Annotated in this window: 26 protein-coding genes; 14 read left to right on the top strand and 12 right to left on the bottom strand. The window is 61.5% G+C overall.

Features of this window, described 5'->3' with window-relative positions; all coding sequences use genetic code 11:
- Positions 1 to 3 precede the first annotated feature (3 nt).
- The 5 genes from O4G74_RS02670 to odhB all read left to right on the top strand — a co-directional run bounded on the left by O4G74_RS02670 (position 4) and on the right by odhB (position 8,263).
- Positions 4 to 1,242, top strand: a complete 1,239-nt coding sequence (locus O4G74_RS02670) for an MFS transporter (RefSeq protein WP_269401117.1) — start codon at positions 4 to 6, stop codon at positions 1,240 to 1,242.
- Positions 1,243 to 1,380: 138 nt separating this feature from the next.
- A complete protein-coding gene (sucC, locus tag O4G74_RS02665; RefSeq protein WP_119453269.1) occupies positions 1,381 to 2,574 on the top strand; it encodes an ADP-forming succinate--CoA ligase subunit beta in 1,194 nt (397 codons plus the stop codon).
- 59 nt (positions 2,575 to 2,633) lie between these two features.
- Positions 2,634 to 3,536 (top strand): succinate--CoA ligase subunit alpha, encoded by a 903-nt coding sequence (gene sucD / locus O4G74_RS02660; RefSeq protein WP_119379340.1) that lies wholly within the window; start codon positions 2,634 to 2,636, stop codon positions 3,534 to 3,536.
- A gap of 92 nt (positions 3,537 to 3,628) precedes the next feature.
- Positions 3,629 to 6,637 carry a 2-oxoglutarate dehydrogenase E1 component gene (locus O4G74_RS02655; protein WP_269401116.1) on the top strand — a complete coding sequence of 1,003 codons (3,009 nt, stop codon included), beginning with the start codon at positions 3,629 to 3,631 and terminating at the stop codon, positions 6,635 to 6,637.
- Between the two features lie 30 nt (positions 6,638 to 6,667).
- The gene (gene odhB, locus O4G74_RS02650) at positions 6,668 to 8,263 is read left to right on the top strand and encodes a 2-oxoglutarate dehydrogenase complex dihydrolipoyllysine-residue succinyltransferase (protein WP_269401115.1); all 1,596 of its coding nucleotides are present in this window, start codon (positions 6,668 to 6,670) and stop codon (positions 8,261 to 8,263) included.
- 177 nt (positions 8,264 to 8,440) lie between these two features.
- Here the strand turns inward: odhB and pyk are convergent, their stop codons facing one another.
- On the bottom strand, positions 8,441 to 9,838 hold the full coding sequence (gene pyk / locus O4G74_RS02645; protein WP_269401114.1) for a pyruvate kinase: 1,398 nt from the start codon (positions 9,836 to 9,838) through the stop codon (positions 8,441 to 8,443).
- 94 nt (positions 9,839 to 9,932) lie between these two features.
- On the opposite strand from pyk, the gene O4G74_RS02640 reads away from it, so the two are divergent.
- The 3 genes from O4G74_RS02640 to O4G74_RS02630 all read left to right on the top strand — a co-directional run bounded on the left by O4G74_RS02640 (position 9,933) and on the right by O4G74_RS02630 (position 11,651).
- A complete protein-coding gene (locus O4G74_RS02640; protein ID WP_269401113.1) occupies positions 9,933 to 10,472 on the top strand; it encodes an RNA polymerase sigma factor in 540 nt (179 codons plus the stop codon).
- The gene (locus O4G74_RS02635) at positions 10,472 to 10,840 is read left to right on the top strand and encodes a DUF6768 family protein (RefSeq protein ID WP_269401112.1); all 369 of its coding nucleotides are present in this window, start codon (positions 10,472 to 10,474) and stop codon (positions 10,838 to 10,840) included. The genes O4G74_RS02640 and O4G74_RS02635 overlap by 1 nt, the downstream gene beginning before the upstream one ends.
- A gap of 73 nt (positions 10,841 to 10,913) precedes the next feature.
- Positions 10,914 to 11,651 (top strand): hypothetical protein, encoded by a 738-nt coding sequence (locus O4G74_RS02630; protein WP_269401111.1) that lies wholly within the window; start codon positions 10,914 to 10,916, stop codon positions 11,649 to 11,651.
- Between the two features lie 75 nt (positions 11,652 to 11,726).
- Here O4G74_RS02630 and O4G74_RS02625 read toward each other — a convergent pair whose 3' ends face one another.
- Positions 11,727 to 12,290, bottom strand: coding sequence for an HNH endonuclease (locus tag O4G74_RS02625; RefSeq protein ID WP_269401110.1), 564 nt, complete (start codon positions 12,288 to 12,290; stop codon positions 11,727 to 11,729).
- A 171-nt stretch (positions 12,291 to 12,461) separates the two neighbouring features.
- The gene (locus O4G74_RS02620; RefSeq protein ID WP_269401109.1) at positions 12,462 to 13,112 is read right to left on the bottom strand and encodes a DNA-3-methyladenine glycosylase family protein; all 651 of its coding nucleotides are present in this window, start codon (positions 13,110 to 13,112) and stop codon (positions 12,462 to 12,464) included.
- A 147-nt stretch (positions 13,113 to 13,259) separates the two neighbouring features.
- Here O4G74_RS02620 and O4G74_RS02615 point away from each other — a divergent pair, with 147 nt between their 5' ends.
- Positions 13,260 to 13,865, top strand: coding sequence for an HD domain-containing protein (locus tag O4G74_RS02615; RefSeq protein WP_119379348.1), 606 nt, complete (start codon positions 13,260 to 13,262; stop codon positions 13,863 to 13,865).
- Between the two features lie 134 nt (positions 13,866 to 13,999).
- Here O4G74_RS02615 and O4G74_RS02610 read toward each other — a convergent pair whose 3' ends face one another.
- From O4G74_RS02610 to ftsE, 3 genes are read right to left on the bottom strand one after another with little or no spacing between them, the layout of a single operon-like run.
- Positions 14,000 to 14,755, bottom strand: coding sequence for a lysophospholipid acyltransferase family protein (locus tag O4G74_RS02610; protein WP_269401108.1), 756 nt, complete (start codon positions 14,753 to 14,755; stop codon positions 14,000 to 14,002).
- Positions 14,752 to 15,624, bottom strand: coding sequence for a cell division protein FtsX (locus O4G74_RS02605; RefSeq protein ID WP_269401107.1), 873 nt, complete (start codon positions 15,622 to 15,624; stop codon positions 14,752 to 14,754). Before O4G74_RS02605 ends, O4G74_RS02610 begins: the two co-directional genes overlap by 4 nt.
- Positions 15,621 to 16,334, bottom strand: a complete 714-nt coding sequence (gene ftsE, locus O4G74_RS02600; RefSeq protein ID WP_269401106.1) for a cell division ATP-binding protein FtsE — start codon at positions 16,332 to 16,334, stop codon at positions 15,621 to 15,623. The genes O4G74_RS02605 and ftsE overlap by 4 nt, the downstream gene beginning before the upstream one ends.
- 66 nt (positions 16,335 to 16,400) lie before the next feature.
- Between ftsE and O4G74_RS02595 the strand changes: the two genes are divergently transcribed.
- Together O4G74_RS02595 and O4G74_RS02590 are read left to right on the top strand one after the other, a co-directional pair.
- Positions 16,401 to 17,090 (top strand): MJ0042-type zinc finger domain-containing protein, encoded by a 690-nt coding sequence (locus O4G74_RS02595; protein WP_269401105.1) that lies wholly within the window; start codon positions 16,401 to 16,403, stop codon positions 17,088 to 17,090.
- Positions 17,087 to 17,620 (top strand): phosphoribosyltransferase, encoded by a 534-nt coding sequence (locus tag O4G74_RS02590; protein ID WP_269401104.1) that lies wholly within the window; start codon positions 17,087 to 17,089, stop codon positions 17,618 to 17,620. The genes O4G74_RS02595 and O4G74_RS02590 overlap by 4 nt, the downstream gene beginning before the upstream one ends.
- Here O4G74_RS02590 and O4G74_RS02585 read toward each other — a convergent pair whose 3' ends face one another.
- From O4G74_RS02585 to O4G74_RS02560, 6 genes are all read right to left on the bottom strand, one after another.
- Positions 17,621 to 18,430, bottom strand: coding sequence for an alpha/beta hydrolase (locus O4G74_RS02585; RefSeq protein ID WP_269401103.1), 810 nt, complete (start codon positions 18,428 to 18,430; stop codon positions 17,621 to 17,623).
- The gene (locus O4G74_RS02580; RefSeq protein WP_419715361.1) at positions 18,427 to 18,945 is read right to left on the bottom strand and encodes an RNA pyrophosphohydrolase; all 519 of its coding nucleotides are present in this window, start codon (positions 18,943 to 18,945) and stop codon (positions 18,427 to 18,429) included. The genes O4G74_RS02585 and O4G74_RS02580 overlap by 4 nt, the downstream gene beginning before the upstream one ends.
- A gap of 2 nt (positions 18,946 to 18,947) precedes the next feature.
- Positions 18,948 to 20,318 (bottom strand): divergent polysaccharide deacetylase family protein, encoded by a 1,371-nt coding sequence (locus tag O4G74_RS02575; protein WP_269401101.1) that lies wholly within the window; start codon positions 20,316 to 20,318, stop codon positions 18,948 to 18,950.
- Positions 20,319 to 20,396: 78 nt separating this feature from the next.
- Positions 20,397 to 21,725, bottom strand: coding sequence for a S41 family peptidase (locus O4G74_RS02570; protein ID WP_269401100.1), 1,329 nt, complete (start codon positions 21,723 to 21,725; stop codon positions 20,397 to 20,399).
- Between the two features lie 16 nt (positions 21,726 to 21,741).
- Positions 21,742 to 22,974 carry a murein hydrolase activator EnvC family protein gene (locus O4G74_RS02565; protein ID WP_269401099.1) on the bottom strand — a complete coding sequence of 411 codons (1,233 nt, stop codon included), beginning with the start codon at positions 22,972 to 22,974 and terminating at the stop codon, positions 21,742 to 21,744.
- Positions 22,975 to 23,057: 83 nt separating this feature from the next.
- Positions 23,058 to 23,642, bottom strand: a complete 585-nt coding sequence (locus O4G74_RS02560; protein WP_147372350.1) for a hypothetical protein — start codon at positions 23,640 to 23,642, stop codon at positions 23,058 to 23,060.
- 136 nt (positions 23,643 to 23,778) lie between these two features.
- On the opposite strand from O4G74_RS02560, the gene O4G74_RS02555 reads away from it, so the two are divergent.
- The 3 genes from O4G74_RS02555 to O4G74_RS02545 are packed head-to-tail and all read left to right on the top strand — an operon-like array spanning position 23,779 to position 26,127.
- Positions 23,779 to 24,915 (top strand): AGE family epimerase/isomerase, encoded by a 1,137-nt coding sequence (locus tag O4G74_RS02555; RefSeq protein ID WP_269401098.1) that lies wholly within the window; start codon positions 23,779 to 23,781, stop codon positions 24,913 to 24,915.
- 51 nt (positions 24,916 to 24,966) lie between these two features.
- Positions 24,967 to 25,680: a 2,3-diphosphoglycerate-dependent phosphoglycerate mutase gene (gpmA, locus tag O4G74_RS02550; protein ID WP_269401097.1), complete on the top strand. Its 714-nt coding sequence runs from the start codon at positions 24,967 to 24,969 to the stop codon at positions 25,678 to 25,680.
- 3 nt (positions 25,681 to 25,683) lie between these two features.
- Complete coding sequence (locus O4G74_RS02545) at positions 25,684 to 26,127, top strand: bifunctional diaminohydroxyphosphoribosylaminopyrimidine deaminase/5-amino-6-(5-phosphoribosylamino)uracil reductase RibD (protein WP_269401096.1); 444 nt, start codon at positions 25,684 to 25,686, stop codon at positions 26,125 to 26,127.
- Positions 26,128 to 26,163: the final 36 nt, after the last annotated feature.

Genomic DNA, 26,163 nt, shown 5'->3' with positions numbered 1-26,163 from the left:
GCCATGAGCGACTACCGCAATGTCTGGGCGCTGATTGCTGCCGCCGCCTTCCTTCAGCTCGGGGGCGGTATCCTTGGTGTGGTCACCCCGCTCGGCCTGGAGACGCTGGGTGTCAGTCCCGGCCTCATCGGCGCGATCGCGGCCGTCTATGCGCTCGGCTTTATGGTTGGGGCCTATACGGCCAGCAATGCGGTCATCCTGTTCGGCAATATCCGCGTTTTTTCAGCGGCGGCTGCGACTTGCGGCGCGAGCGTGCTGGTCATGCAGCTGGCGCTCGACCCGTGGAGCTGGACATTCGTTCGCATCGTGCAGGGCGCGGCCTTTGCGTGGATGTTTTCGAGTATCGAGGCATGGCTTGGCGCGACTGTCTCGGTCCGGAATCGCGGTAGCGTCAGTGGTTTCTACCACCTGATCGCGAAATTCGCCCTGATGGCGGGGCCGTTCTTTGTCGCTGGGCTCGCGCCGGTGGATTTCCGCCCATATCTCTGGTGCGCGATGTTTCTCTGCCTGTCGCTGCTGCCGGTCTGCCTGACGCGGCGCGGTGAGCCGCCTGCGCCAAGTGTCGAGCCGTTGCCTTTCAGGCGCCTGTTCGACATCGCGCCATCGGCAGTCATTGCCGTGTTCCTTGCGGGCCTCATCAATAGCGGGACGCTGGCCCTGTTGCCGCTTTATGCCGGTGTGGCCCTGCCGGGCATTGGCGGCGGATCGACGGGCGCGGCGGCCATTGCGGCGGCAGCGGTCTGGACCGGCGGGCTGATCAGCCAGTGGCCAGCGGGCCGGATCTCCGATCATGTCGACAGGCGCGCGGTCATTGCGGTGATGGGCGCGGTCTCCGCGGTTGCTGCGCTTGTGCTCGGTCTCTTCCCGCGGATGGCTGAGAACTGGACCCTCATCACCCTGGCCGTGTGGGGCGCGGGGTCGCTGTCTTTCTACGGCATCGGCGTCGCGCATGCGATCGACCGGTCAGATACGGCGCAGATTTCGCGCGTCATGTCGGGCCTGCTATTCGTCTGGGCGGCAGGGTCCGTCATCGGGCCGCCGCTGTCGGGCTATGCGTTTCGTATGCCGTTTACAGACGGCGGACTGTTTCTTCTTGCGGCGATCAGTTCGGCAATTCTGGCAGCCGCGATGATGTACAGGCGGACAAAGCGGCAGGATGTGCCCAAGGAAGCGCAGGAGCCGTGGAAGATTACCCTGCCAAGCACTGCATCTACGGGCGAAATCGACCCTCGCACGGAGTAAACCTGGCTTGGTTCGTGTTCTGGACCCATCCGGTTGCGCCGTAAAATCTCAGTGTTATAAGGCCACGAGTTTCTGAGCGGTCGCGCGTGCTTCGCGTTGCCTCTCCTGCCGACGATATCAAAGAGGCTTATTTCCCCCATGAACATTCACGAATATCAGGCCAAGGCCGTACTGAAGTCCTATGGTGCGCCCGTTGCGAACGGTGCGCCCGTGCTTTCGATCGACGAAGTGGAGAAGGCTGTCGACCAGCTGCCTGGTCCGCTCTGGGTCGTCAAAAGCCAGATCCACGCAGGTGGACGCGGCAAGGGCAAATTCGTGGAATCAGCTGCCGGTGAAAAAGGCGGCGTTCGCCTCGCTTTTTCCAAGGAAGAAGCGATCAGCCACGCCAAGGCCATGTTCGGCAACCACCTTGTCACGGCACAGACCAACAAGGACGGCAAGCAGGTCAACCGCCTCTACATCGAAGACGGCGCAGACATCTCTCGTGAGCTGTACCTCTCTGTCCTGATCGACCGCGCGACCGGCAAGCCGGCTTTCGTCGCGTCGACCGAAGGCGGCATGGACATCGAGGAAGTCGCGCACTCCACGCCAGAAAAGATCCTCACCCTTCCGATCGACCCGATCGCAGGTGTCACCGACAAGGACAGCGAGCAGCTTTGCGACGCGCTGAAGCTTGAAGGCGACGCACGCGCCGACGGCATGAAACTCTTCCCGACGCTCTACAAGGCGTTCACGGAGAAGGACATGTCCATGCTCGAGATCAACCCGCTGATCGTCATGGAAGACGGCCACCTGCGCGTTCTCGACGCCAAGGTCAGCTTCGACGGCAACGCGCTCTTCCGTCACCCGGACATCGTGGAGCTCCGCGACAAGACCGAGGAAGACGAGAAGGAAATCGAGGCGTCCGAGTGGGACCTCGCCTATATCGCGCTCGACGGCACGATTGGCTGCATGGTGAACGGCGCAGGCCTCGCCATGGCAACGATGGACATCATCAAGCTTTACGGCGAAGAGCCAGCGAACTTCTGTGACGTTGGCGGCGGCGCCAACAAGGAGAAGGTCGCAGCTGCGTTCAAGATCATCATGAAGGACCCGAACGTGAAGGGCATCCTCGTGAACATCTTTGGCGGCATCATGAAGTGTGACGTCATCGCTGAAGGCGTGATCGCTGCGGTCAAGGAAACCAACCTTGGTGTGCCGCTGGTCGTTCGCCTGGAAGGCACGAATGTCGATGAGGGCAAGTCCATCATCAAGAATTCGGGTCTCAACGTGATCCCTGCCGACGATCTCGACGATGCGGCCAAGAAGATCACCGAAGCGATCAAAGGCTAGAGCTTAAACGTTTTTCGCGCGCCCGAGGGCGCGACCCAAAGATTTCAGGGACCTTATCCATGTCCATTCTCATCGACTCAAATACCAAAGTCATCGTGCAGGGCCTGACCGGCAATACCGGTTCGTTCCACACCAACCAGGCGCTCGAATATTACGGCACCAAGATGGTTGCCGGCACGCACCCGAAGAAGGCTGGCCAGAAATGGACCGCCGACAATGGCACCGAACTGCCGATCTACGCGACCGCAGGCGAAGCCAGGGAAGCCACCGGCGCCAACGCGTCCGTGATCTATGTGCCGCCAGCCGGCGCAGCGGCTGCAATTGAAGAAGCCATCGACGCAGGCATCGAACTCATCACCTGTATCACCGAAGGTGTGCCGGTCATGGACATGGTGCGCGTGAAGGCGAAGCTCGCCAATTCCAAGTCGCGCCTCATCGGCCCGAACTGCCCGGGCGTCCTGACCCCCGAGCAGTGCAAGATCGGCATCATGCCGGGCAAGATTTTCAAGAAGGGCTCTGTCGGCGTCGTGTCGCGTTCAGGCACGCTGACCTATGAAGCTGTGTTCCAGACCTCGAATGCGGGCCTTGGCCAGACGACAGCTGTCGGCATCGGCGGCGACCCGGTCAACGGCACCAACTTCATCGACGTGCTGGAGCTGTTCCTCGCCGATGACGAAACCAAGCAGATCATCATGATCGGCGAAATCGGTGGATCTGCCGAAGAAGAAGCTGCTCAATTCCTCAAGGACGAAGCCAAGAAGGGCCGCAAGAAGCCAATGGTTGGTTTCATCGCTGGCCGCACGGCGCCTCCGGGCCGCACGATGGGCCATGCCGGCGCAATCGTTTCAGGCGGCAAGGGCGATGCCCCTTCCAAGATCGAAGCCATGGAATCGGCTGGCATCAAGGTGTCACCGAGCCCTGCGCGTCTTGGCGATACCATGGTAGAGGTTTTGAAAGGATAGCCCCGGATACTAAGTGTCCGAATGGCGGCCAGACGAGGCCAATAAAACGACCCCGCCGGGCCGTCCAGTGAAGCAACAGGACGGTACATACCATGGCTGATGACGGTTCCCCGATTTCGGGTAAGCGGAGCGCACAGAACAGCGCGATGCTGGAAACCGCGTTCTTGTATGGCGGCAGCGCAGTCTGGATCGAAAAGATGCAGGCTGCGTATGCGCGCAACCCCAGCTCCGTGCCAGAAAGCTGGCGCGATTTTTTTGCTGCGCTCGGCGACGGCGAAGAAGCGTCTACGCGCAACGCGGATGGCGCGAGCTGGAAGCGCGATCGCTGGCCCAAACCGGCGGATGCCGATCAGGTCGCAGCCTTTGATGGCAACTGGACCCTGCTTGAGCCGAAGCTCAAGGAGAAGATCAAGTCCGACAAGCCGGCCGCCACGGCTGAGGATGTCGCCGATGCGGTGAAGGATTCGATCCGTGCGCTGATGATGATCCGTGCCTACCGGGTACGCGGTCACCTGGCGGCGAACCTCGACCCGCTGGCGATCGAGAATGATGTCGAGCATCCAGAGCTCGAGCCGGCCAATTACGGCTTCACCGACGCCGACATGGACCGCCGGATCTATATCGATGGCTATCTCGGCCTCGATTATGCGACCATCCCGGAAATGGTCGACATCCTGAAGCGGACCTATTGTTCGACCATCGGCATCGAGTTCCAGCACATCTCCAATCCTGAGGAAAAGTCCTGGCTGCAGGAACGTATCGAAGGCCCGGACAAGGGCGTTGCCTTCACCCCTGAGGGCAAGAAGGCGATCCTGACCAAGCTCATCGAAGCTGAAACCTTCGAACGTTTCCTTCACCGTCGCTATCCCGGCACCAAGCGCTTCGGCCTTGATGGCGGTGAAGCGGCTGTTCCGGCGCTGGAGCAGATCATCAAGCGCGGCGGTGCCCTCGGTGTGAACGAGATCGTTGTCGGCATGCCCCACCGCGGCCGCCTCAACATGCTGGCTGCCGTGATGGGCAAGCCTTATGAGAAAATCTTCCACGAGTTCCAGGGCGGCTCGACGCAGGGCGCAGAGGGCTTTGGCTCGGGCGACGTGAAATACCATCTCGGCGCATCTTCGGACCGCGCCTTCGATGGCAATGAAGTTCACCTGACCATGAACGCCAACCCGTCTCACCTTGAGGCGGTTAACCCTGTCGTTCTGGGCCGGACCCGCGCCAAGCAGGCGATGGAAGCCGAAGAAACCGGTACGCTGGACCGTTCGCACAAGCTGCCGCTTCTACTGCATGGCGATGCGGCCTTCGCAGGCCAGGGCGTTGTGTCGGAGTGTTTCGCGCTGTCGGGCCTTGCCGGTTATCGCACAGGCGGCACTATCCACTTCATCGTGAACAACCAGATCGGCTTTACGACCAGCCCGATGTATTCACGCTCCTCGCCATATCCGTCAGACGTCGCTCTGATGGTGCAGGCGCCGATCTTCCATGTGAACGGCGATGACCCTGAAGCGGTTACCTATTGCGCGAAAGTTGCGACCGAGTACCGGCAGAAATTCGGCAAGGACGTTGTCATCGACATGTTCTGCTATCGCCGCTTTGGCCACAATGAGGGTGACGAACCGATGTTCACCCAGCCGGTCATGTACACCAAGATCAAGGGTCACGAATCGACCCGCGAGATCTATGCGTCGCGCCTGGTCAAGGAGGGCCTCGTTTCCGAGGATGAGGTGAAGTCGCAGATCAAGGCGTTCGAGGATTTCCTCGACAAGGCCTTTGACGACGGCAAGACCTTCGAAGCCACCAAGGCCGACTGGCTGGATGGTGAGTGGAAAGGCCTTGGCCTGCCTGAGGATGACGAGCGCCGCGGCAAGACCGGCGTTGCGGTGAAGAAGCTGAAAGAGATCGGCGAAACGCTTACGACGGTCCCGGACAATGTCGACGTTCACAAGACGCTGCGCCGGGTCATCGATGGCCGCCGTGAAGCGATCGAGACCGGTCAGGGCATTGACTGGGCCACGGCCGAGCACCTTGCTTTCGCGACCCTGCTTGAAGAAGGCTTCCCGGTACGTCTTTCAGGTCAGGACTCTGGCCGCGGGACGTTCTCGCAACGTCACAGCCATTTCGTCGATCAGGCGACGGGCGCGCGCTTTACGCCGCTCAATAACATCGCTGAAGGCCAGGCTCATTACGAAGTGATCGACTCGCTTCTGTCTGAAGAAGCGGTGCTTGGCTATGAGTATGGCTATTCGCTGGCCGACCCGAACTGCCTGACCCTCTGGGAAGCGCAATTTGGCGACTTCTCCAATGGTGCGCAGGTCTTTTTCGACCAGTTCATTTCCTCGGCAGAGCGCAAATGGCTGCGGATGAGCGGTCTCGTCTGCCTTCTGCCACATGGCTATGAGGGCCAGGGTCCGGAGCACAGCTCTGCTCGCCTTGAGCGCTTCCTGCAGATGTGTGCCGAAGACAATATGCAGGTGGTAAACCTGACGACGCCCGCGAACTATTTCCATGCGCTGCGCCGCCAGATCCACCGCGACTTCCGCAAGCCGCTGATCATCATGACGCCGAAGTCGCTTCTGCGTCACAAGCTGGCAACGTCGTCCATGGATGACTTTAACACGAAGTCTTCCTTCCACCGTATCCTGTGGGATGATGCAGAGACGCCGGGCCGTGAAGGCAAGGTGAAACTGGCTGAGGACAGCAAGATCCGCCGGGTCGTGATGTGTTCGGGCAAGGTCTATTACGACCTGTTCGAGGCCCGCGAGAAATCGGGTACGGATGACGTCTACCTGTTGCGGGTCGAGCAGTTCTATCCCGTGCCGCGCAAGTCACTGATCGCTGAGCTGAAGCGCTTCCCGGATGCCGAAATGGTTTGGTGCCAGGAAGAGCCGCGGAATATGGGCGGCTGGACTTTCATGCGCGATGAGATCGAGTGGACCAGCAACCAGGCGGGCGTGCGGAACCCCCGTCCGAAATATGCGGGCCGCCCACCATCGGCAGCGACGGCAACCGGCCTACTTTCACAACATAACAAGGAAAAGGATGCTCTCATCGCAGCCGCGCTGGGTGACCAGCCGGTCGAAGACAGCATCGTTTCCGCCTGACCAGAACGAACCTAACGGAAACGGAAGCATATGACTGATATCGTAGTCCCTCAGCTCGGCGAGAGCGTGACGGAGGCCACTGTTGGCCAGTGGCTCAAGAAAGCAGGCGACAAGGTCTCCAAGGATGAGGTTCTGGTCGAGCTCGAAACCGACAAGGTTTCAGTTGAGGTTGCCGCAACGGCAGATGGAACGCTGAGCGAAATCGTCGCCAATGAAGGCGATACGGTCGAGATCGGCGCCATTCTTGGCCGCCTCGGTAGCGGCAGCGGCGAAGCGCCTGCCTCGGAAGAAAGCGCGCCTGCGGAAGCAAAATCCGAAAGCGCCGAACAGCCGAAAGAGGAAGCTCCGAAGGAAGAGGCAAGCGCGTCTTCCGGTGGCGGCGACCTGACTGATGTCAGCGTTCCGCCAATGGGCGAAAGCGTCACTGAAGGCACGCTGGGCGAGTTTCTGAAAAAGGTCGGCGACAAGGTTTCCAAGGACGAGACCATTGCTGAAATCGAGACTGACAAGGTCGCGCTGGAAGTGCCGGCAACGGCTGACGGCACGATTGCAGAGCTGCTCGTTTCTCCGGGTGACACGGTTACGCCGGGCTCGGTAATTGCCCGTATTTCGGGGGGTGCTGGCGGTAGCGCTGCGGCCTCATCGGGCGGCTCGGTCACAAAGGAAGCCCGTGTAACCGAAGGCGCAGCGACCAGCCAGACGCCAGCGGAAACCGGTCAGTCTGCTTCTGGTCAGGAAGATCGTCCGGTCTCCCCATCGGTGCGCCGTGTGGCAGCCGAAGGCGGCGTCAATCCGCAGGACATTCCGGGCACCGGCCGCGATGGCCGCGCCACGAAAGCGGATGCCGTGGACTTCGTGAACAAGGCTGCGCAGGCACCCAAGACCGAGAGCAAGCCCCAGCCTGCGGCGTCCCAGCGTGAGATCGGCCCACGCGAGGAGCGGGTGAAGATGACCCGTCTTCGCCAGACCATCGCCCGCCGCCTGAAAGAGGCGCAGGACACTGCCGCGATGCTGACGACATTCAACGATGTCGATATGTCCGCCGTGATGGCGCTGCGCTCGAAGTATAAAGAGAACTTCGCCGAGAAGCATGGCGTGAAGCTTGGCTTTATGGGCTTCTTCACCAAGGCTATCGTGTCGGCGCTTCAGGAAATCCCTGCGGTCAATGCAGAGATCGACGGCACCGACATCATCTACAAGAATTACTATGATATCGGCATGGCGGTCGGCACCGATAAAGGCCTGGTTGTCCCTGTCATCCGTGACTGTGATGAGCTGTCGATTGCCGGGATCGAGCGTGAGCTTGGCAATCTTGCCCGCAAGGCGCGCGACGGCGACCTGACCATCGGCGACATGCAGGGCGGCACATTCACCGTCACCAATGGCGGAGTCTATGGCTCGCTCATGTCGACGCCGATCCTCAACCCGCCGCAGTCCGGCGTGCTTGGCATGCACCGGATCGAACAACGCCCGGTTGCTATCAATGGCAAGGTCGAAATTCGCCCGATGATGTATCTGGCGCTCTCCTACGACCACCGTATCGTCGACGGGAAGGAAGCTGTGACCTTCCTCGTCCGCGTGAAAGAAGCGCTGGAAGATCCAGAGCGTCTGCTGCTCGACGTCTAAGCGTCTGTTTGCAGGAAGACTCTAGAGAACGCCCGGGCAGGCATGGCCGGGCGTTTTTCGTTGGGGGCGGCCGAAGAGATCCGATCTTTCCCGCGAAGGCGGGAATCTTGCCCTGTCAGACTGCATTCCTATCTGGACCAGATCCCCGCCTTCGCGGGGATGAGCGGACTTTCTTCTCTACCGCCTGATCCCCATTTCCCAGGCGGTGTCGCCGCCGCCGCCTTTCCATGCGGCGTAGGCGACGGCGCCCTTGAGGTCAGCGGCGTCCGTCAGGGTGCGGGGCCAGTCGCTTTCCTCGATCGCGTCTACATGGATCGGGTGAACGCCCCAGAGAAGCTGCGCGCGGCGCAGGCGAGTGTTGTCCGACGAACCATAGAGAATGAAGTAGCGCCCGCGATGTTTGGCGAACTGGGCGAGGCGGCGGGCCGACCCGGTGCGGAGGGCGAGCGCCTTGGCCTTCACCGCAAAGGCGAGCGACTGGGCAGCGCGCGCAACGATGTCGATGACGCGCTCATCGTCGCGGTCGCCCATGAATTGCCGGAGCGAGTCGCGATAGTCAGGCGCGTCCTCGGTCGCCTTGATGATCCGGTCCATGATGGCAACGGCCGTGGGCGGATGGCGGCCAATGGCGGTCTCGGCAGACAGCATGACGGCGTCTACGCCCTGGTAGATGGCGGTGGCGACATCGCCTGTCTCTGCCCGCGTCGGGGCGGCATTCTCGATCATCGATTCCAGCATCTGCGTCGCGACGATCACCGGGCGGCCCACTTCGCGGGCTTCGCGCACGATGCGGCGCTGGATGATCGGGACCTGTTCGAGCGGGAATTCGACGCCGAGGTCGCCGCGCGCGATCATCACCCCGTCCGACGCGCGGATGATTGCGTCGAGGTCTTCTACGGCGCCGGGCTTCTCGATCTTGGAGATGAGCGGCGCACGCCCGCCGATGGCGGTTTTTGCCTCTTTCACATCATCGACAGACTGAACGAAGCTCAGCGCTACGACGTCCACGCCAAGGTCGAGCGCAAAGGCAAGGTCTTCGCGGTCCTTGTCGGTCATGGATTTAAGCGGCAGCGTCTTGCCGCGCACGGTGAAGCCTTTCCGGTCCGACAGCGTCGCATGGAAAGCGGGGGTGACGTGCAGCTTGTCTCCAGCCCCACTGACGGTGAGGCGGACCTTGCCATCATCGCAGAGGATTTCGTCGCCTTCTTCGAGCGATGAGAGGATTTCCGGGTGCGGGACGGGGATGGCGTCTGCCGCGCTGGTGCTCTCGTCGGCCGTTAGCGTGTAGGTCTTGCCATAAGCGAGTTTGATCGCGCCGCCTTCAAAGGTGCCGACGCGTATCTTTGGGCCCTGCAGGTCTGCAAGGATGGCAAGCGGGCGGCCCATTGCTTTTTCGGCGGATCGCACCGCCTTGAAGACGGCAGCATGGGTTTCGTGGTCGCCATGGCTGAAATTGAGGCGGAAGATGTCGGCGCCCGCTTCGGCGAGAAGACGGATGGCGTCAGGGCTCGCGCTCTTCGGGCCGATGGTGGCGAGGATCTTGGCGTTGCGGCCGCGCAGGCGGGGTGAGGTCATGGAACGCTTTTCTGCTGGTACGGCGAGGCCGCGATTGAACCTTTTGCCAAACTGGCGCGACTATTCTCTTAGAACAAGCCAGACAAAGGCGGGCATGACCGGGGACACAGGACGCATATTCGATGAGCTTCTGCTCATCTCGGCACGCGCCGGCGACCGCAGGGCAGGCGAACGCCTCGCCGCACGCTGGCAGCCGAGACTGTTGCGCACCGCGCGGCGGCTTCTGCGCGATGAGGATGAAGCGGTGGAGGCGGTGCAGAACGCATGGGCGGCGATTTGCCGGCGATGGTTCACACTGCACGACCCGGCGAAATTTCCGGCCTGGGCTTTCACCATCCTGCATCGCAAATGCGCCGATCGCATACGGGGCAACCAGACAGACCGGGCGCGCAATGCGGAGCTGACGCCTGATGCGGGCGCCGTAGCAAGGGGCACACCTGAGGATGGGCTCGCCATCCGTCAGGCGATTGACGGTCTCAGCCACGATCACCGCGCCGCGGCTGTCCTGTTTTTTGGTGAGGAGATGACCCTCCGCGAGGTCGCAGAGATTACGGGTGTGCCGGTCGGCACGGCCAAATCGAGAATTTTTCACGCACGCCGCCAGATGAAGGCGGCTTTGGAAGGAGACGCGTAATGACAGGCATTGATGAGAAAATTCACCAGGGGATGAATGAGGATGACAGGGCTTTCCTGGCGTCGCTGGATGCAGAGCCGGGACTGTTCCAGCAGATGGGCGCCGCCTTTGTGGGGACGATGAAGCTGTGGACAGTGTTTGCAGTGATATTGTCGCTCGTCTTCTTCGGGCTTTCGATCTGGTCGGTCTTCGCAGTGTTCAATAGCGAGACCCCGGTTGAGGCGATTGGCTGGGCAGGCATCGGCCTTGCGGGATTCATGGCGACGGGTTTCGTGAAGATCTGGTTCTGGCTGCGCATGAACCATCTCACCCTGCTGCGGGAGATGAAGATCATCGAGCTGCGCCTCGAGAGTCTGAACGCGAATTAAGGAAGCCTGCGGAACAGGCAGGCGCGGCAGCCGTTTTTAACGCGTCACAAGCAGAATGCTGAAAGGACACACTATGAAACGCACATTTCTGACTGCTACTGCCGCAATCGCACTGATGACGGCGCCTGCCATCGCACAGGCCGCCGATACGGACATCGAAACCCAGACCGAGGCTGAGATCACGACCGACATTCCGGACGTACAGATCGAGGGCGACGTGGCGTCTGACACGACGCTCGAAACTGAAACCCCGACGGCGACCACGCCAAGCTGGGACGGCGATGCCGAGCTTGAGAACGAGACGTTCAAGGATAGCGACGGCATGGGCGGCGAGTACTATGAGAGCGAAGAAGACGCGCTCGCCGACTCCGACCTCGAATCCGATACCCAGGTCGAGGTTGAAACGCCCGACGCCGATGTGAACCTCGATGTCGAAACCGAGACTGAGTACAATGATGAAGCGGCTGCAAAGCTGCAGATGAATGATCAGTACGGTTCGGCAGAGACCTATGGCGACACCAAGGTTACCGCCGAGGTTTCCAGCGATCTTGATGATAGTGAGCTTGCCGAGTTGAATTCGGAAAAGTCAGCCGAGATGGCCGCAACCACTGATGCCGAGATCGGCGTTGGCGGTCCGGAAGCCCAGGATGAGGCAGATGCCGCCGCGCGGTATGGCGACATCAACCAGGTTGCAAATCCTGATGTCGATGTCGACGGCCTGACCGAGTATGAAGAAGAGCAGATCGAAAAAGCCGGCGAAGATGCTGCGCAGGATATCGACAAGCTCGAAAAGGACAGCACCAACTACTAGTGCGCCCCTCCTGACATGAATCGGCCCCGCAGCACAAAAGCTGCGGGGCTTTTTTATGGGTGTTGCCCGCAGAGGCTAGGCCTCGAGTTCGACGTCCCAGTAGAGATAGTCCATCCAGGTTTCGTGGAGATGGTTAGGCGGGAAGCGGCGGCCGATCTCCTGAAGCTGGTAATTGGTCGGGCGGACCGGCTTTCGATGCGGGACCATGCCTGCATCCACTGGCATCCGTCCGCCTTTCTTGAGATTACACGGCGAACAGGCAGCGACGATGTTGGTCCAGCTGGTACGCCCACCGCGAGAACGCGGCACGACATGATCAAAGGTCAGCTCATTGGGTGCGCCGCAATAGGCGCACTGGAAGCCATCGCGCAGGAAGACATTGAAGCGGGTAAATGCGGGTGAGCGGTCCTGGCGCACGAATTCACGAAGTGCGATGACTGAAGGAAGCCTCATCTCAAAGCTCGGACTGCGCACGACGGTGTCATATTCGGCGATGATATCAACGCGGTCGAGAAAGACGGCTTTGACCACATCCTGCCAAGGCCAGAGCGATAGCGGATAATAGGAAAGGGGCCTGAAATCGGCGTTCAAAACGAGAGCGGGCCGCCCATTTGGCGGATTAGTCAGGACTTCAGGCATTGCAGCCTCCTTCCTGTCCCTCTGTGCGGCTGACGAAAATGTCAGTGAACACGCGCCTCCATCGGTTTTGCAGAGATCATTAGTGATTCCCGAATACGAGTTTATGACAGTTTCCGGGTTTGGCTAGCATATATACGCGATCGGCCGCGAACGTGTCGTAATGACGGTTGATCACGCATCGTCGCCACCGCTTGCCGAGTAGGCTTTCGCGCGCTCAGCATTGATCCAGCCCCAGAGAAGATGGGCGGCGACGCCGCGCCAGGGACGCCAGGCCTCGGCGAACTCCGTAAAGGCTTTCGGCGCGTAGCGCTCTTCATGACCACTGAGCTGTCGATAGGCCTCCATGAGGCCGACGTCGGCAATGGGAAAGGCGTCGAGACGGCCACAATAGAGAAGGAAAAGATCGGCCGTCCACGGACCGATACCTTTGACGGCGAGGAGTTCCGCGCGCGCAGCCTCGATCTCAGCATGGTAGACACGTGTGAGGTCCAGCGCGCCTGTATCGACGGCGGTGGCAATGGATTTAAGGTGGCCGACCTTGGGGCGAGACAGGCCGCAACTTCTCAGCGTGTCTTCGCTCGCGCCAAGCACCGAGGCGGGCGTGACCTCGCCAAGTTCTGCTTCGACGCGGCCCCAGATCGTAGCGGCGGCCTTGGTCGTGATCTGCTGGAAGGCGATCATGCGGGCGATAGTGTGGTAGCCGGGCGGGCTGTAGCGCCAGTCGGGCAGGCCGGTGACCGCGAAGGCGGCGGCGAAAGCCGGATCGCGGGCCATGAGCTCATCGCAGGCCTGCTGGAGTGTCGCTTCTGGTGGTCTGGACATTAGATGCTCCGGCGCTGAAGGCTGCCCGGAGCCTATCGCACCAGACCAGCCGCTGCGAGGCGTAGAGGCGCGCCGTGACCAGAAAACTTTGACCACCTCCAGCTCAGCGCGTATCCTGCGAGGTGAAAAGAAAACGGAGGAAACGGCATGGCAGACGGACACGGCGCGGGCGGACAGGCCCAGTTTCGCGAAATGATGGAAGGCACGAAGGAAGACTGGGAGATCATCTCCGAGCATTCGCGTATCTTCAATAAGGGCCTCGCCAAACGCGTTCTCGACCACCTTCGCCTTCTGGATGGGGACTTTGGCGGATTCCCGGTCGACCGGCTGGAGCATTCGCTGCAGACCGCGACGCGCGCCCACCGCGATGGCCGCGACGAGGAGTATGTCGTCTGCGCCTTGCTGCACGATATCGGCGATACGCTGGGCAGCATGAACCATCCGGACGTCGCCGCGGCGATCCTCAAGCCTTTCGTGTCAGAGGAAAACCTCTGGATGGTCGCCAATCACGGCGTCTTCCAGGGCTATTACTTCTTTGAGCATCTCGGTCTCGACAGGAATATGCGCGACCAGTTCAAGGACAATCCGCACTTCCAGCGCTGCGCGGAGTTCTGCCACAAATACGATCAGAAGGCGTTCGATCCTGAGTATCAGAGCGAGCCGCTGGAATTCTTCGAGCCGATGGTGGAGCGCGTCTTCTCCAAGCCGAAGAATTCGATCTATCTGCGCAAGACCGAGGAAGCTTCGGCCTAGCTGGCCAGGTGCTGGCCCCACCCCGACCCTCCCCAGAGGGGAGGGAGACAGCGTCGCGCAGGGATTTAAAGCCGAGCGCCTTATCTGGAAGGTTTGCGCCCCCTCCCCCTTGGGGAGGGTCGGGGTGGGGCGCTTTAGCCTACAGCTAGATCAGCGCGCTTGCGCCCCTGTGCAGCGAGGCCTTCATCCAGCAGTTTGTCTGACGCGGCTTCCAGCTCCAGTTTCAGCCGTGCGAACATGTCCTTGCGATTGAGAGCTGCCGGGATCGGCGGCAGGGCTTCGTAGACGACGAGGCCAGGCTTGCGGACCATGCCGCGCGGCTTCCAGCAAAGCCCTGAATTGGTCGCAAGCGGGACGACCGGCACCTCAAGCTGGTTGTAGAGCGCGGTGACGCCAGCGGATTTGTAGTCGGGGGCTGCGCCTGCAGGCTGGCGGGTGCCTTCGGGGTAAATGAGGACCTGACGGCCTTCTTCGGTGCGGGCTTTCGCCTCGCGCAGCATCATTTTCAGCGTTTTCGATGTGCCGGCCCTGTCGATTGGGATCATCTTCGTCTTGAGGGCGTACCAGCCGAGCGCGGGATACCAGAGCAATTCGCGCTTCAGGATGATGGCCGGGTCAGAGAACAGGATGAACGGGATGAAGACATCCAGCATGGCCTGGTGCTTGCCTGCGATAAGGACAGGGCCCTGCGGGATGTGTTCGCGGCCGCGCAGCTCGACCTTGATGCCGCAGAGAAGGCGCAGGCCCATGCGGACATATTGCGCGTAGAACCGGATGGCAGCCACAGCGAACTTGCGCGGCAGAAGCAGCGTTGGCAGGCAGGTGATGCCGATCACGGCCATGCCACCATAGAGCCAGATCACGAACAGGAATGAGCGCACAGCGTTCACAGTGAACTCCTGAGTGAACGACCGACCGTGACCCTCGCGGCAATACGGGCCGCGAGCGCGCCCGCAATGGGAGAGACAGCCAGAATGATGAGGTCCCACTGGTCGAGGGACAGCTTTGGCAGAAGCTCACTCGGCGCGCTGGAGCTTTGCGCAGAGAAGACGATGATAGCGGTGACGGCGAGGGCCGCGACAGACCCTGCGGCCCCGGCTTTCAGACCAAGCAGCCAGAACCGGCGCTCAAACAGGCGCGCGATGAAGCGATCTTCTGCGCCAGCGAGGTGGAGCACATCGACAATGTCCTTGCGCGCGAGCAGCGCGGCGTGGGTGGCGAAGGCGATAACGGAAATGGCGGTCATGGTGAGCAGGAGGACTGTGCCGATAGCGGCGATCCGCAGTGTGCCGAGGGCTTCGCGAACTTCGGCGGCATAGGCCGAATGCGTATCGGCGCGGCCAGCGATCCCGGCTTCGGCGAGCGTGGTGTCGATCTCGGCGGCAAGCGCGGTTGTGTCGCCTTCGGCATCGACCGCGATGAGGAGCGGCAGGGGGATACCGTCGGGAATGCCGCCGGGGCCGAAGCTTGGCGAGAGAAGCTCATCGAGTTCGTCATCGGTCAGCACATGGGCGCGTTCCACGCCGGGCAATTCCTCAATCAGGCCTGCGGCCGTTTCGGCGCCGCGCCTGTCCGTGTCGCTGACGAGGACCGTCATTTCGCCTTCGACCTGCGCCGTCCAGGCTTCGGCGGCCGTGTAGGTGCCGCGCGCCACAAGGGTGGCGAGCACGGCGAGAAAGCAGAGGGCGGCGACCACGAAGAAAAGGGCCGCCTCGCGCGCATCGCTTTCGGGCAGGAGGGGGTTCATCTTGATATTCATGCCTGCTCGTAAGCGGTGTCTGCGTAAAGCAACCCGTCCTGAAGCTTGAGCACCGGCGCCTTGAATTCGCGGATGATGTGCATGTCGTGCGTGGCGATGATCACCGTCGTGTTGAGGCGGCGGTTCAGCTCTATGAAGAGGCGGAAGATCCGCCGTGCCATGTCCGGATCGACATTACCGGTCGGCTCATCTGCGATCAGGATGTCCGGCTTGTTGATCAGCGCGCGTGCAATGGCGAGCCGCTGCTGCTCGCCGCCGGAAAGAGCCGGGGGGAAGGCGTGAATACGCTCGCCGAGGCCCACCCAGCGGACAAGGTCAACGACTTCGTCGCGGTAATCTTCAGGCTTTTCACCGCTGACCCGTAGGGGCAGGGCGACATTCTCGAAGGCGGTGAGATGGTCGAGCAGGCGGAAGTCCTGAAACACGACCCCGATACGGCGGCGAAGCGCCGAGAGCTGGTTGCGGGACATGTCGGCGGTACGCTGGCCGAACAGGCGCACTTCGCCCGATGTCGGCGCATGGGCGAGGTAAAGAAGCTTCAAGAGAGAGGATTTACCTGCGCCGGATGGTCCGGTCAGGAAGTTGAACGTGCCGGGTTTCAGGCGAATATCGATGTCGGTCAGCACATCGTCAGCCGTGTCGTACCGAAGGCTGACGCCGTTCAGCTCAACGGCCGGTTCAGTGGCAAGAGGCGCGCCCGCCTGGGTCATCAGCTTCCTTTCGTATCCGCAGCGGTCCAATCGACTATTTCAGAGAATTGCGCGAAACTCCAAGCCATGATTCTCACCTGTCCGAACTGCGAGACCCAGTATTTCGCGCACGACTCCACGATTGGTGAGGCCGGGCGCACGGTGAAGTGCGCCGCTTGCGACCATAGCTGGTTTGTCGGTCAGGGCGAGGGCCTGGCGGCTGCTTCCGGGCGTGGGGCGCATGAAGCCTATCGCAAACGGGTGCGCGACCGCAAAACCCGCGCGAGCCGGATGGCGGCCGTCGTGTCTTGGGCGGTGGCGGCGTGTTTCCTTATCGGCATTCTGGGCGGTGCCATCCTGATGCGCAGCCGGGTGGTGGAAGCCTGGCCGCAAAGCGCCTCGGCCTTCAGTGCACTCGGCATGAAAGTGAACCGGTTCGGTGTGGAGTTCGCCTCAGAGGACGCAGAGCGTTTTCTCGATGGGACGCTGCCGGTGCTGGAAATCAGCGGCGAGGTGCGCAATTTCACGAAGCGGCCACGGCGCGCGCCACTCGTGGAGGTGCGCCTGCTTGATGATGACGGCGTGCACATTGCGACCTATTATGCGCCGGTGTCTCAGGCAGAAATCGCTGCCGGAGAGACGGCAGACTTTTCGAGACGGATAGAGAACCCGCCTTTTGAGGCTTTCCAGCTGGAACTCGGCCTTGTGGATGAGGGTGAGGTTGGGCTTGAAAGCGAGCAGGCAAACGTCACACCAGGCCTCGGCGGGAATCCATGAGCCAGAATACTCCTGAAATCGATGTCGTCCTGAACGAGGACGAACTGATGGCTCTGGTCGACAAGCTGGCAGAGGCGCTGGCCCCCCGGCTTCATGGCGACTGGACCGCGATTAACATCCTGATCGGCGCGACACCCTTCACCAGTGACCTCATGAAAGCGCTGGCGCGGCGGAATATCCATCCAGTGCTTGATGCACTCTGGCTGGAAAGCTATCGCGATGCGCGCGAAAGCTCAGGCCGGGTGAATGTACGCGCGGACATTACCCGCCCTGTGACCGGACGCGGCGTGCTTCTGATCGACGATGTGTTCGATACGGGCCGCACGCTTGCCTTTGCTCGCCAGCACCTGATGACCAAGGGTGCGCGCGAGGTGATCACCGTGGCGCTTGCGCGCAAGCCGTCAGCGCCCGCCGGGCCGGAGAATGTTGACTACTACGCCTTTGAAGCGCCTGAGCGATTTCTCGTCGGCTATGGCATGGACGATAAGGGTCTCTATCGCGGACTGCCCTTTGTCGGCGCCCTCGACTGATTACATGACGGGCTGAGGCTCACTGGCAGGCGCCTGATCAGTCAGCTTGCTGTCCAGCCATGCCAGGATATCGGCGACGACCTTATCGGTACCCGGTTCATCGACGATCCAGTGGGCGTGCTGGGGATACTCGATATAGTCGCCTGGAACGCCTGCGCTCTTATACTTCTGACCGACGCGGCGCACCGCCTTGATTGGTGTCGCGCGATCCTTGCCGGCGCCAATGGTCAGCGTCGGGATAGTGAGGGTCTTTTCGTCGATTGGAGATGGCTCAGTGAGGTCGCGGTAGACCTTGCCTGAATCAAAGCGCGCCTGCGCGTAAATTTCATCATGCCGGCTTTTGGGGACTTCGTTCATCACGCCCCATTTGAAGCCGAACTTGCCAACCTTGTAGCTGTTCTCCGGCACGTTCTTTTTGCCTGCCTTCAGGATGCTCCAGAAGGTGATCATCAGGCGGAAATCCTGCACCTGACAGTCCGGTGTCTGGGCGGGGGTGAGGAAGATGGCGGCAGAGGCATCGCCGCGCGCGGCAAGGTTCTGCGCGATCAGGCCGCCCATGGAATGGCCCATGACGACGGGCTTTGCGCCGGTCTCGCCCCCAATCTCACGCGCCCTGGCGGACATTGCCTCAATGTAGTCGGTGAGGGTCAGGTCCTTCAGGCTGTCTGGCGGATCATCGATGGTGCGCTGGTCTTCAAAAAGGGTCGGCGTTTCGACACGCCATCCAGCCGCTTCGAAGGCGCTGCGCATCGGGCTCCAGGCTTCGCCGCCACAGCCAACGCCGTGGATCATCAGTATTGTCCGGCTCATGACGTTTCCCTTGCTTTTGTCTCAATGGCGAAATTCTCGCCCGCCCATGGCTGAAAACGTTCAGCGACCGCCTGATAGACAGGCCGTTTGAAGGGCACGATAGCGGACGGTGCTTCGCTGAGACGGGCCCAGCGCCATGCGTCGAATTCAGGCGTGTGGCGATCGAGGCGGATGTCGCTGTCGGATCCCTTGAAGCGCAGGGCAAACCATTTCTGGCGCTGGCCAATAAAAGCGCCCGGCATGCGGCGGCGCACTTCGGCCGGAAACTCATAGAACAGCCAGTCAGAGGTTTCTTCCAGCACATCGATAAGCTTGTCCGAGACGCCGACCTCCTCTTCGAGTTCGCGCAGGGCGGCGTCGTGGGGTGTTTCGCCGTCGTCTATGCCGCCCTGCGGCATTTGCCACTGGAAGGCGCCGCGCCCGTTTATGCGGCGGCCAAGGAAAATGTAGCCCGTGCTCGAGAACAGAACGAGGCCAACATTGGGGCGATAGAGCGAGGGATCGGGTGTCTGGATGGTCACCCAGTCGTGTCTACCGCGTCCATGTCGGCTTGCCCACCCGCCTGTTGACCGATGGATGCAGTTTCGCGGACAGGCGTGGCGGCGGGCCGGGTGTGCGTTGCGGCCGATGCCGGCGCGAGCACGATGCCCTTGGCCGGGAGGCTGTCGGTCCAGGCTTTCAGGATGTCGATTGTGACCGGATAGGCAAAGCCGGAGCCGACGGACGAGCCCTTGTCAATGGCGAGCGTCTCAAGCTCAAGCAGACGTTCCTGAATGTCCCCGCCATGCGGCTGTGTATCGATGGGAAAGTTGGCGCGGCGGAAGCGGAGTGGGGCGTCCGTTGTCACCGTGTCCATGGCAGAGCGTGGCAGGCTACCATCCTCGACGAAGGCGAGACCGCGGGCGGCCGTGAGGCGCGCAAGGTGCGTCACGCTTTCAGGACTACGCAGGAAGCGGCCGCCCTGATAATTGGTCAGACCGAAATAGCCGCTTGCGGACGCCATGAGCGCGCTGAGGCGCGCATCGATCTGGGCTTCCTGCATCGCGGTGGTGAGGCTTTGTGGGTGGGCCGGGCCAGAGGACAGTTCATAGGCTTCGAGCGGCACTTCCAGAAGGACTTCATGGCCAGCGGCGCGGGCCTGATCTATCCAACCTTGAAGGTCGCGGGTGCCCGGCGCGAAGGAAAGGGTGACTTCCGGTGGAAGCTCATCGATGGCTGAACGGGTGTGCGTGCGGTTGATGCCCAGTCCACCGAGAATGATGGAGACAGTCGGGCGCCCTTCGGTGTTGGCGAACGGGCGCGCATAGACGCCAGCAGGCGTGCGGCCATCATCTGAAATCTTTGGCAGGGTGCCGACGGGCGTGCGGTCTGAAACGGCGGCGACAGGCGCGCGCGGCAGCGCAAGCGTGCTGCGCGATTCCTGCCAGGACTGGCCTGAGGAGACGCTGATGCCATTGATGCGGACGGCCGGGCGTTCAGCGACTTCAGGAGTGTTCGTGTTGGTTGTGTTCGCGACCCTTACAACGCGGGAGACGCCATTAACATAATCGACGCCAAGATCAGGCGTTGCTGTCTCACCCCGCGCAATCATGGTGTCAGTGATAAAGGGCGGCGGGCTGTCTTCCTGGCGGAACGTCGGGGCCGCGATCTGGCTCGCGGGCGCGTTGGACGAAGCAAGCCGCGTCTTCAGTTGCGGCGCCGTTATCGCGGGGGCTTCATTCTCGAAAAGGGCGATCTGGCGGACCGGGCCGGACATGTCGTCGCTGCCCCAGACATGGACGCCGCCTACCATCGCTGTCAGCGCGAGACCGACGGTCGTAAAGCTGAGAACCGAATGCTTGATCGCACTACGCAGCGGCGATGGCTCACGGGGTGCCTTTGCGGGCATGTACGGTTTCTCCGGTCGCTGGATTGGCGGGTCAATCGAGACCCTGCCAGCGACCGGTTAAGACAACGCAAATATCCGTTAACCGGCCTGCGGTGTTTCCGTTGCGCTCATCTGGCCACCGCGAAGGACTTCGAGGGCGCGGTCGAGCTGATAATCCTCACCTTCATAATCCTCAGGGGGCTGCTCCTTCGGAAGATGGGGGATCTCGCGTTCAACGCCATCCTCATTGGTCAGGGCGTTCGGCAGATCGGCTTCGGAGAAGCGGCGGATACGGGCCATCTCTTCTTCGGAAACGCGGGCTTGAGCAACTTCAGTGTCCGGCACGATACCGGTCGCCTGAATGGAGCGGCCTGACGGGGTGTAATAGCGTGAGGTGGTGAGGCGGATCGCGCCGCGGTCACTGCCTAGCGGAATGACGGTCTGCACCGACCCCTTGCCGAAACTGGTCATGCCGAGAACGGTGGCGCGGCCTCGGTCCTGAAGCGCGCCGGCGACAATCTCAGACGCCGAAGCCGTGCCGTTATTGATCAGCACGACAATCGGGACGTTCTGGAAAACTTCACCAGAGCGGGCATTGTAACGGGCAATGTCGCTCGGCCGGCGGCCGATGGTCGACACCACCTCGCCGCCCGACAGGAATTTGTCGGAGACGGAGATCGCCTGATCGAGAAGACCGCCGCCATTGTTGCGCAGGTCGAGAATGATGCCAGCCGGGCGATTGCCAAGCTCATCGGCGATACCCTCAAACGCGTCTTCCAGAAGGTCAGTGGTGCGTTCATTGAATGTGGAGATGCGAATATAGGCCACATCTTCTTCAATCGTCTTCCAGTCGACGGATTTTGGACGGATGACTTCGCGTTCCATGGTGACATCGAACGGGTCTTCACCTTCGCGCATCACGCTGACGATGATTTCGGTGCCCGGCGGTCCGCGCATGTCTTCGACGGCGTCATCGATATTGAGACCGACGATTGGCTTGCCGTTGATGGCCGTGAGCAAGTCGCCGCTTTCCAGGCCTGCACGCGATGCCGGGGAGTCGTCCATCGGCGTGATGACCTTCACGAAGCCATCTTCCATCTGAACTTCAATGCCAAGGCCGCCATATTCACCCGAGGCCTGAACCTGCATGGCGGAGAAGTCTTCGGCGGAAAGATAAGATGAGTGCGGGTCGAGCGAGCCAAGCATGCCGTTAATAGCCGCTTCCATCGCTTCAGCTTCATCGATCTCGGTGACATAGTCAGCGCGGGCGCGGGCCAGCACTTCGGCAAAGAGATCAAGCTGCCGGTAGGTTTCCGCTCGGCTGTTGCTCGTTCCAGGATCCGGCCAGGCGACCGCTGAGACGCCTACAGCGACCCCGCCCATCACGACACCGATTGCAGCCCCCGTCAGCATTGCTCTCATGGTCATTATCTCCTGTGACGGCCTATCCGCCCTGCATCCAGCGTGCCGGATTCATCGGCACACCATTCCGCCTGACTTCTAGATAGAGCTCAGGCGGCGGATTTGCACGGTCGGACATGCGTCCCACTGGCTCACCGGCGCGTACCGTCTGTCCCGGGGTGCCGTGAATACGGCCCAATCCGCTCAGAACGATATGGTACCCATCACTTGTCGAAATGATCAAGAGCTTACCGTAGCTCCGAAATTCGTCCGCATACTCAATTGTCCCGTCGATCGGGGCGACAATGTCGGCATTTGCGCGGGGCTGGATGTAGAGGCCCTTGGCGGTTTCCCCGCCTGGAAGGTCATCACCCCAATTGCGTGAAACGAGCCCTGCGACGGGTTGCATCAGGCCGCCTAGCGCCTCGCGGCCAAGCGGCCTGAGATTGGCGACCGCCGGGCTGCGGGCCGGATTACGCGGCGCGTCGGTGGTGCGGCTCGTTGTCGATGTGCGGGAGGCGGCGAGCTGTATCTGGGCGCGCGGCTTGATGGCCGGGGCGCGGGGGGCCTGGCTCTCAAGCGCGGTAAGGAGGTCGCGCAGGGTCTCCGCTTCACCGGCAATCTGGCGCACGCGGGCGCGAAGGGCGTCGGCTTCACCGGATACGTTTTCATACTGGGCACGTTTGCGAGCCACCAGAGTTTCGATCTCGGCCTGTTTGGCAGCGAGGCGGGTCTCAGCAGCGGCGAGACGTTCCTGTTCGTCCAGGACAGATTGCTCCAGCGATTTCAGTTCTGCGATTTCACTGGCCAGGCGGTCGGTCTGTTCATTTATCTGAGGGGCGACGCCGCCCATCACGATGGCGGCGCGGATTGCTGCGTTCGCCTCCTTGGGCGCGGCGATGAGGGCAGGTGGCCTGTGCCTGCCGGAAATGGCGAGGTTTGCCATGATGTCTTCAAGATTGTCGGTGCTTTCGACCAGCGCATCGCGCGCCGAGACCAGCCGCGTGCGCAAGTCGATCAGCTTGATTTCAGATGCGGCGGCCTGTTCCTCGCGCCGACGGCTTTCAAGCGCGGCGGAAATGAGCTGACGCTCAAGGCTGGTGACGTCCTGGCCGCTTTCGGATTCGGCGCGTTCGAGCGCTTCCAGCTGGCGGATCGCGGACTGGCGCTGGTCTTCGAGCGCGCTCAACTCCTCACGGCTGTACTCACGCGGCGCGGCAGCCATCAGAAGGCCGACCAGTGGGATAATCGAAAAACGGGTGAGTAAAGGGCGCATGTCGGATATGGCATGCCACGGCGAGGGTCACCGTATCCTTAACGGAACGCGCTTTGCGGGTAAGGATTGCAGCGGGGTTGCGGCTAGTCCATCGGCTGGAAGACAACCGACTGCACATAGATGGCGCGCTGTTTCTCTGGGGCGATCGGGCGGATGCCGAGATAGTCATAGCCTGCATCCGTGCCTTCCGGTCGTGGCGGCGGTGTCCAGGTAAAGGACTGGTCGGTGAATTCGCGCGTTACAGGGAAGGTCTGCCAGCCGGACTCGACGGCGGCACCGACAGAGTAATTGATGCGCATCTGTTCTGCGCCATAGCGGTCAGCGGCGCGGGCGCGCACCGTCACCTGTATCTCCCGGCCCGCAAAAACCGTTTCCAGGTCGCGGTCCAGAACGAAATGAGGCCCGCGAAGGGGGTCGTCGGCGAGTGTGCCTGCCTCTACCTCGATGCGCAGGGCCTGTGCGCCGTCGACACGTTCGACCGAGATATCGACATCACCGCCTGCAACAAAGCGGTGCAGCTGTGCGCCGCTCACCTCGATACGGCGATAGTCTGTATTGCCGCCGCTGACTGGTCCGGTTGGTACGGCATTCATGCCGGGAAGGACCGCAATCGCGACCATGATGATGGCGACGAGCAGGGCGCTCGGGAAAAAAATACGGTCAGTCATTGTGAGGGCTAGGGTATCCCGGAATCGGCTGCGGAGTTTTATGGTGTCTAGACGCTGGAAAACATCTTGGCCAGTTGATAGCAAGCAGGCATCGAACTTGCGAAGCGATGGCCTGGTCCGCACGGAGCTGAATCTGATGACATCAACCGCATTGAGCCGCCGCGCACGAGAAGCGCGAGACTGGATGCTGGACAGCTGTTTTCCGCTGTGGAGCCGCGAAGGCGTGCTCGGCAACAACCTTTTCCGGGAAAAGCTCGATATCACGCACCGCCCGCTGGAGACCGACAGGATGCGCGTGCGGGTGCAGGCGCGCCAGACCTATCTGTTCACAGCGGCCAAGCGCCTCGGCTGGGATACTGACCGGGCAGACAGGCTGATCGGCTATGGTGTCGATGCGCTGTCAGGGCCGAGCGTGCGCGAGGATGGCCTGATCGGCCGCTGTATCAGTGCAGAGGGGGACAGCCTCATCGATGAGACTGCGGATCTGTATGACACAGCATTTGCGCTCTTCGCCTATGCCCATGCCGCGATGCAGGGCCACGAGGACGCCGCGGCGCATGCCCGCCAGCTAATCGCCAATATCGAAGCAAAACTCGAAGATGTGACCCATGGGGGCTATGCCGAAAGCCTGCCCCGCGGCGACCGGCGCCTGCAGAACCCGCACATGCACCTGCTGGAGGCCAATCTGGCACTCTATGAGAGCGATGAGCGGCGTGACCATCTGGAGCGGGCCAGCGCACTGGTACGTCTTCTCGATGAGAAGATGCTCCATCAGGTCACAGGCACGCTGGGTGAGACATTCGGCCTCGACTGGTCCGAGGAACGTGAGCCGGGGCTGCGCTTCATCGAGCCCGGTCACCAGTTCGAGTGGGTGTGGCTGCTGAAGACGCATGCAGATGCCGCTGGCGGTGAGCTGAATCCCGCTATGGGCAAGCTTTACGATATCGGTCTACGCACGCTGGACGCCGAGGGCCGTGTCTTTGCCAAAGCGACACGTACAGGCGAAATCGTTGATGGATCGCGCCGGACCTGGATGCAGACAGAAGCGCTAAAAGCTCACCTCGCCATGATGGAACTGGGCGCCGATGAGCAATGTGAGGCCCGCGCGGTTCAGTGTTTCGATGTGTTGATGGATGAGTATCTGACGCCCGAGGGCGGATGGATTGATTGCTATCATGCCGATGGGCAGGTCGGTGCCGACGATATGCCAGCCTCGACCGGGTATCACGTCGTGCTCGCCTTCTGCGAGCTGTTGCGTGTAACCGGGGTCTGAGCTTAAACCCCGCAAGATAAACAGAACGCAGCGTGTAGCAGGAGACGCATCATGCCCAAACTCGCCCTCGTCCGGCATGGCCAGAGCCAGTGGAATCTGGAAAACCGCTTCACAGGTTGGTGGGATGCCGACCTCACGGCCAAGGGCGAAGCCGAGGCCAAGCATGCTGGTAGCCTGCTGAAAGACGCAGGCTTTGCGCCGACGCAGGGCTTTACCAGCCTGCAGACCCGCGCCATCCGCACGCTCTGGATCGCGCTGACCGAGATGGACCGTGTCTGGCTGCCGGTTGAAAAGCACTGGCGCCTCAATGAGCGTCACTATGGCGGGCTGACGGGCCTCGACAAGAAAGAGACCGCCGAGAAGCATGGCGAGGACCAGGTCCATGTCTGGCGCCGCTCCTATGACGTGCCGCCGCCGCCCATGGAGGAAGGCAGCGCCTACGACATGTCGAAGGACCCGCGCTATCAAGGCATCGATATTCCAGCGACGGAAAGCCTCAAACTGACACTGGAGCGCGTGCTTCCATACTGGCATGAGACGATTGCGGCGCGCCTGCGCAATGGGGCGGACATCGTGATTGCCGCGCACGGCAATTCGCTGCGCGCGCTCGTGAAACACCTCTTCCAGGTCCCGGACGACAAGATCACCGGCGTCGAGATCCCGACGGGTAATCCGCTCCTGATCGAGCTTGGCGATGGGCTTCAGCCAACCTCAGCACGCTATCTTGATGGCTCGCGTGCGACCGACCTGCCAGCGCTTCCCTGATCGATGCGTCAGCAAGACGAAGATGCAATGCGCCGGGCCATAGAGCTTGCACGGGCCCAGCATGGCCGCACCGGAGACAACCCATCAGTCGGTTGTGTCCTGATGAGTGCGGACGGGCGCAGACTATCTGAAGGCGCTACCGGTGATGGTGGTCGCCCGCATGCCGAGCAGCTGGCGCTGACCCTGTTCGAAGGCAAGCTGCCCGCCGGCACCACGGCCTATGTGACGCTGGAGCCCTGCCGCGAGCGGTCTACGGGTGAGGCGTCCTGTTCGAACCGGTTGATTGAGGCGGGTGTGGCCCGCGTGGTCGTGTCCGTCATGGACCGTCACCCGAAAGGCGCGGGCGGCAAGGCAGCAATAGAAACGGCCGGGATCGACATCGAGACGGGTTTTCTGAAGGAGGAAGCGGTGTTTCTATATGAGGATTTCTTCGCGTCTCTCGGTTAGTTTTGACGGTTTGATACACCTTATACATCCAACGAT

The organism is Henriciella marina (genome assembly GCF_027213945.1).
GTDB classification, from domain to species: Bacteria; Pseudomonadota; Alphaproteobacteria; order Caulobacterales; family Hyphomonadaceae; genus Henriciella; species Henriciella marina_A.
This window is presented reverse-complemented; position numbering and strand designations above follow the sequence as displayed.

Bases quoted from the DNA above. Each gene is read 5' to 3' on its own strand.
- O4G74_RS02670 (WP_269401117.1), top strand. From the start codon at position 4: ATGAGCGACTACCGCAATGTCTGGGCGCTGATTGCTGCCGCCGCCTTC.
- sucC (WP_119453269.1), top strand. From the start codon at position 1,381: ATGAACATTCACGAATATCAGGCCAAGGCCGTACTGAAGTCCTATGGT.
- sucD (WP_119379340.1), top strand. From the start codon at position 2,634: ATGTCCATTCTCATCGACTCAAATACCAAAGTCATCGTGCAGGGCCTG.
- O4G74_RS02655 (WP_269401116.1), top strand. From the start codon at position 3,629: ATGGCTGATGACGGTTCCCCGATTTCGGGTAAGCGGAGCGCACAGAAC.
- odhB (WP_269401115.1), top strand. From the start codon at position 6,668: ATGACTGATATCGTAGTCCCTCAGCTCGGCGAGAGCGTGACGGAGGCC.
- pyk (WP_269401114.1), bottom strand. From the start codon at position 9,838: ATGACCTCACCCCGCCTGCGCGGCCGCAACGCCAAGATCCTCGCCACC.
- O4G74_RS02640 (WP_269401113.1), top strand. From the start codon at position 9,933: ATGACCGGGGACACAGGACGCATATTCGATGAGCTTCTGCTCATCTCG.
- O4G74_RS02635 (WP_269401112.1), top strand. From the start codon at position 10,472: ATGACAGGCATTGATGAGAAAATTCACCAGGGGATGAATGAGGATGAC.
- O4G74_RS02630 (WP_269401111.1), top strand. From the start codon at position 10,914: ATGAAACGCACATTTCTGACTGCTACTGCCGCAATCGCACTGATGACG.
- O4G74_RS02625 (WP_269401110.1), bottom strand. From the start codon at position 12,290: ATGCCTGAAGTCCTGACTAATCCGCCAAATGGGCGGCCCGCTCTCGTT.
- O4G74_RS02620 (WP_269401109.1), bottom strand. From the start codon at position 13,112: ATGTCCAGACCACCAGAAGCGACACTCCAGCAGGCCTGCGATGAGCTC.
- O4G74_RS02615 (WP_119379348.1), top strand. From the start codon at position 13,260: ATGGCAGACGGACACGGCGCGGGCGGACAGGCCCAGTTTCGCGAAATG.
- O4G74_RS02605 (WP_269401107.1), bottom strand. From the start codon at position 15,624: ATGAATATCAAGATGAACCCCCTCCTGCCCGAAAGCGATGCGCGCGAG.
- ftsE (WP_269401106.1), bottom strand. From the start codon at position 16,334: ATGACCCAGGCGGGCGCGCCTCTTGCCACTGAACCGGCCGTTGAGCTG.
- O4G74_RS02595 (WP_269401105.1), top strand. From the start codon at position 16,401: ATGATTCTCACCTGTCCGAACTGCGAGACCCAGTATTTCGCGCACGAC.
- O4G74_RS02590 (WP_269401104.1), top strand. From the start codon at position 17,087: ATGAGCCAGAATACTCCTGAAATCGATGTCGTCCTGAACGAGGACGAA.
- O4G74_RS02585 (WP_269401103.1), bottom strand. From the start codon at position 18,430: ATGAGCCGGACAATACTGATGATCCACGGCGTTGGCTGTGGCGGCGAA.
- O4G74_RS02575 (WP_269401101.1), bottom strand. From the start codon at position 20,318: ATGCCCGCAAAGGCACCCCGTGAGCCATCGCCGCTGCGTAGTGCGATC.
- O4G74_RS02570 (WP_269401100.1), bottom strand. From the start codon at position 21,725: ATGACCATGAGAGCAATGCTGACGGGGGCTGCAATCGGTGTCGTGATG.
- O4G74_RS02565 (WP_269401099.1), bottom strand. From the start codon at position 22,974: ATGCGCCCTTTACTCACCCGTTTTTCGATTATCCCACTGGTCGGCCTT.
- O4G74_RS02560 (WP_147372350.1), bottom strand. From the start codon at position 23,642: ATGACTGACCGTATTTTTTTCCCGAGCGCCCTGCTCGTCGCCATCATC.
- O4G74_RS02555 (WP_269401098.1), top strand. From the start codon at position 23,779: ATGACATCAACCGCATTGAGCCGCCGCGCACGAGAAGCGCGAGACTGG.
- gpmA (WP_269401097.1), top strand. From the start codon at position 24,967: ATGCCCAAACTCGCCCTCGTCCGGCATGGCCAGAGCCAGTGGAATCTG.
- O4G74_RS02545 (WP_269401096.1), top strand. From the start codon at position 25,684: ATGCGTCAGCAAGACGAAGATGCAATGCGCCGGGCCATAGAGCTTGCA.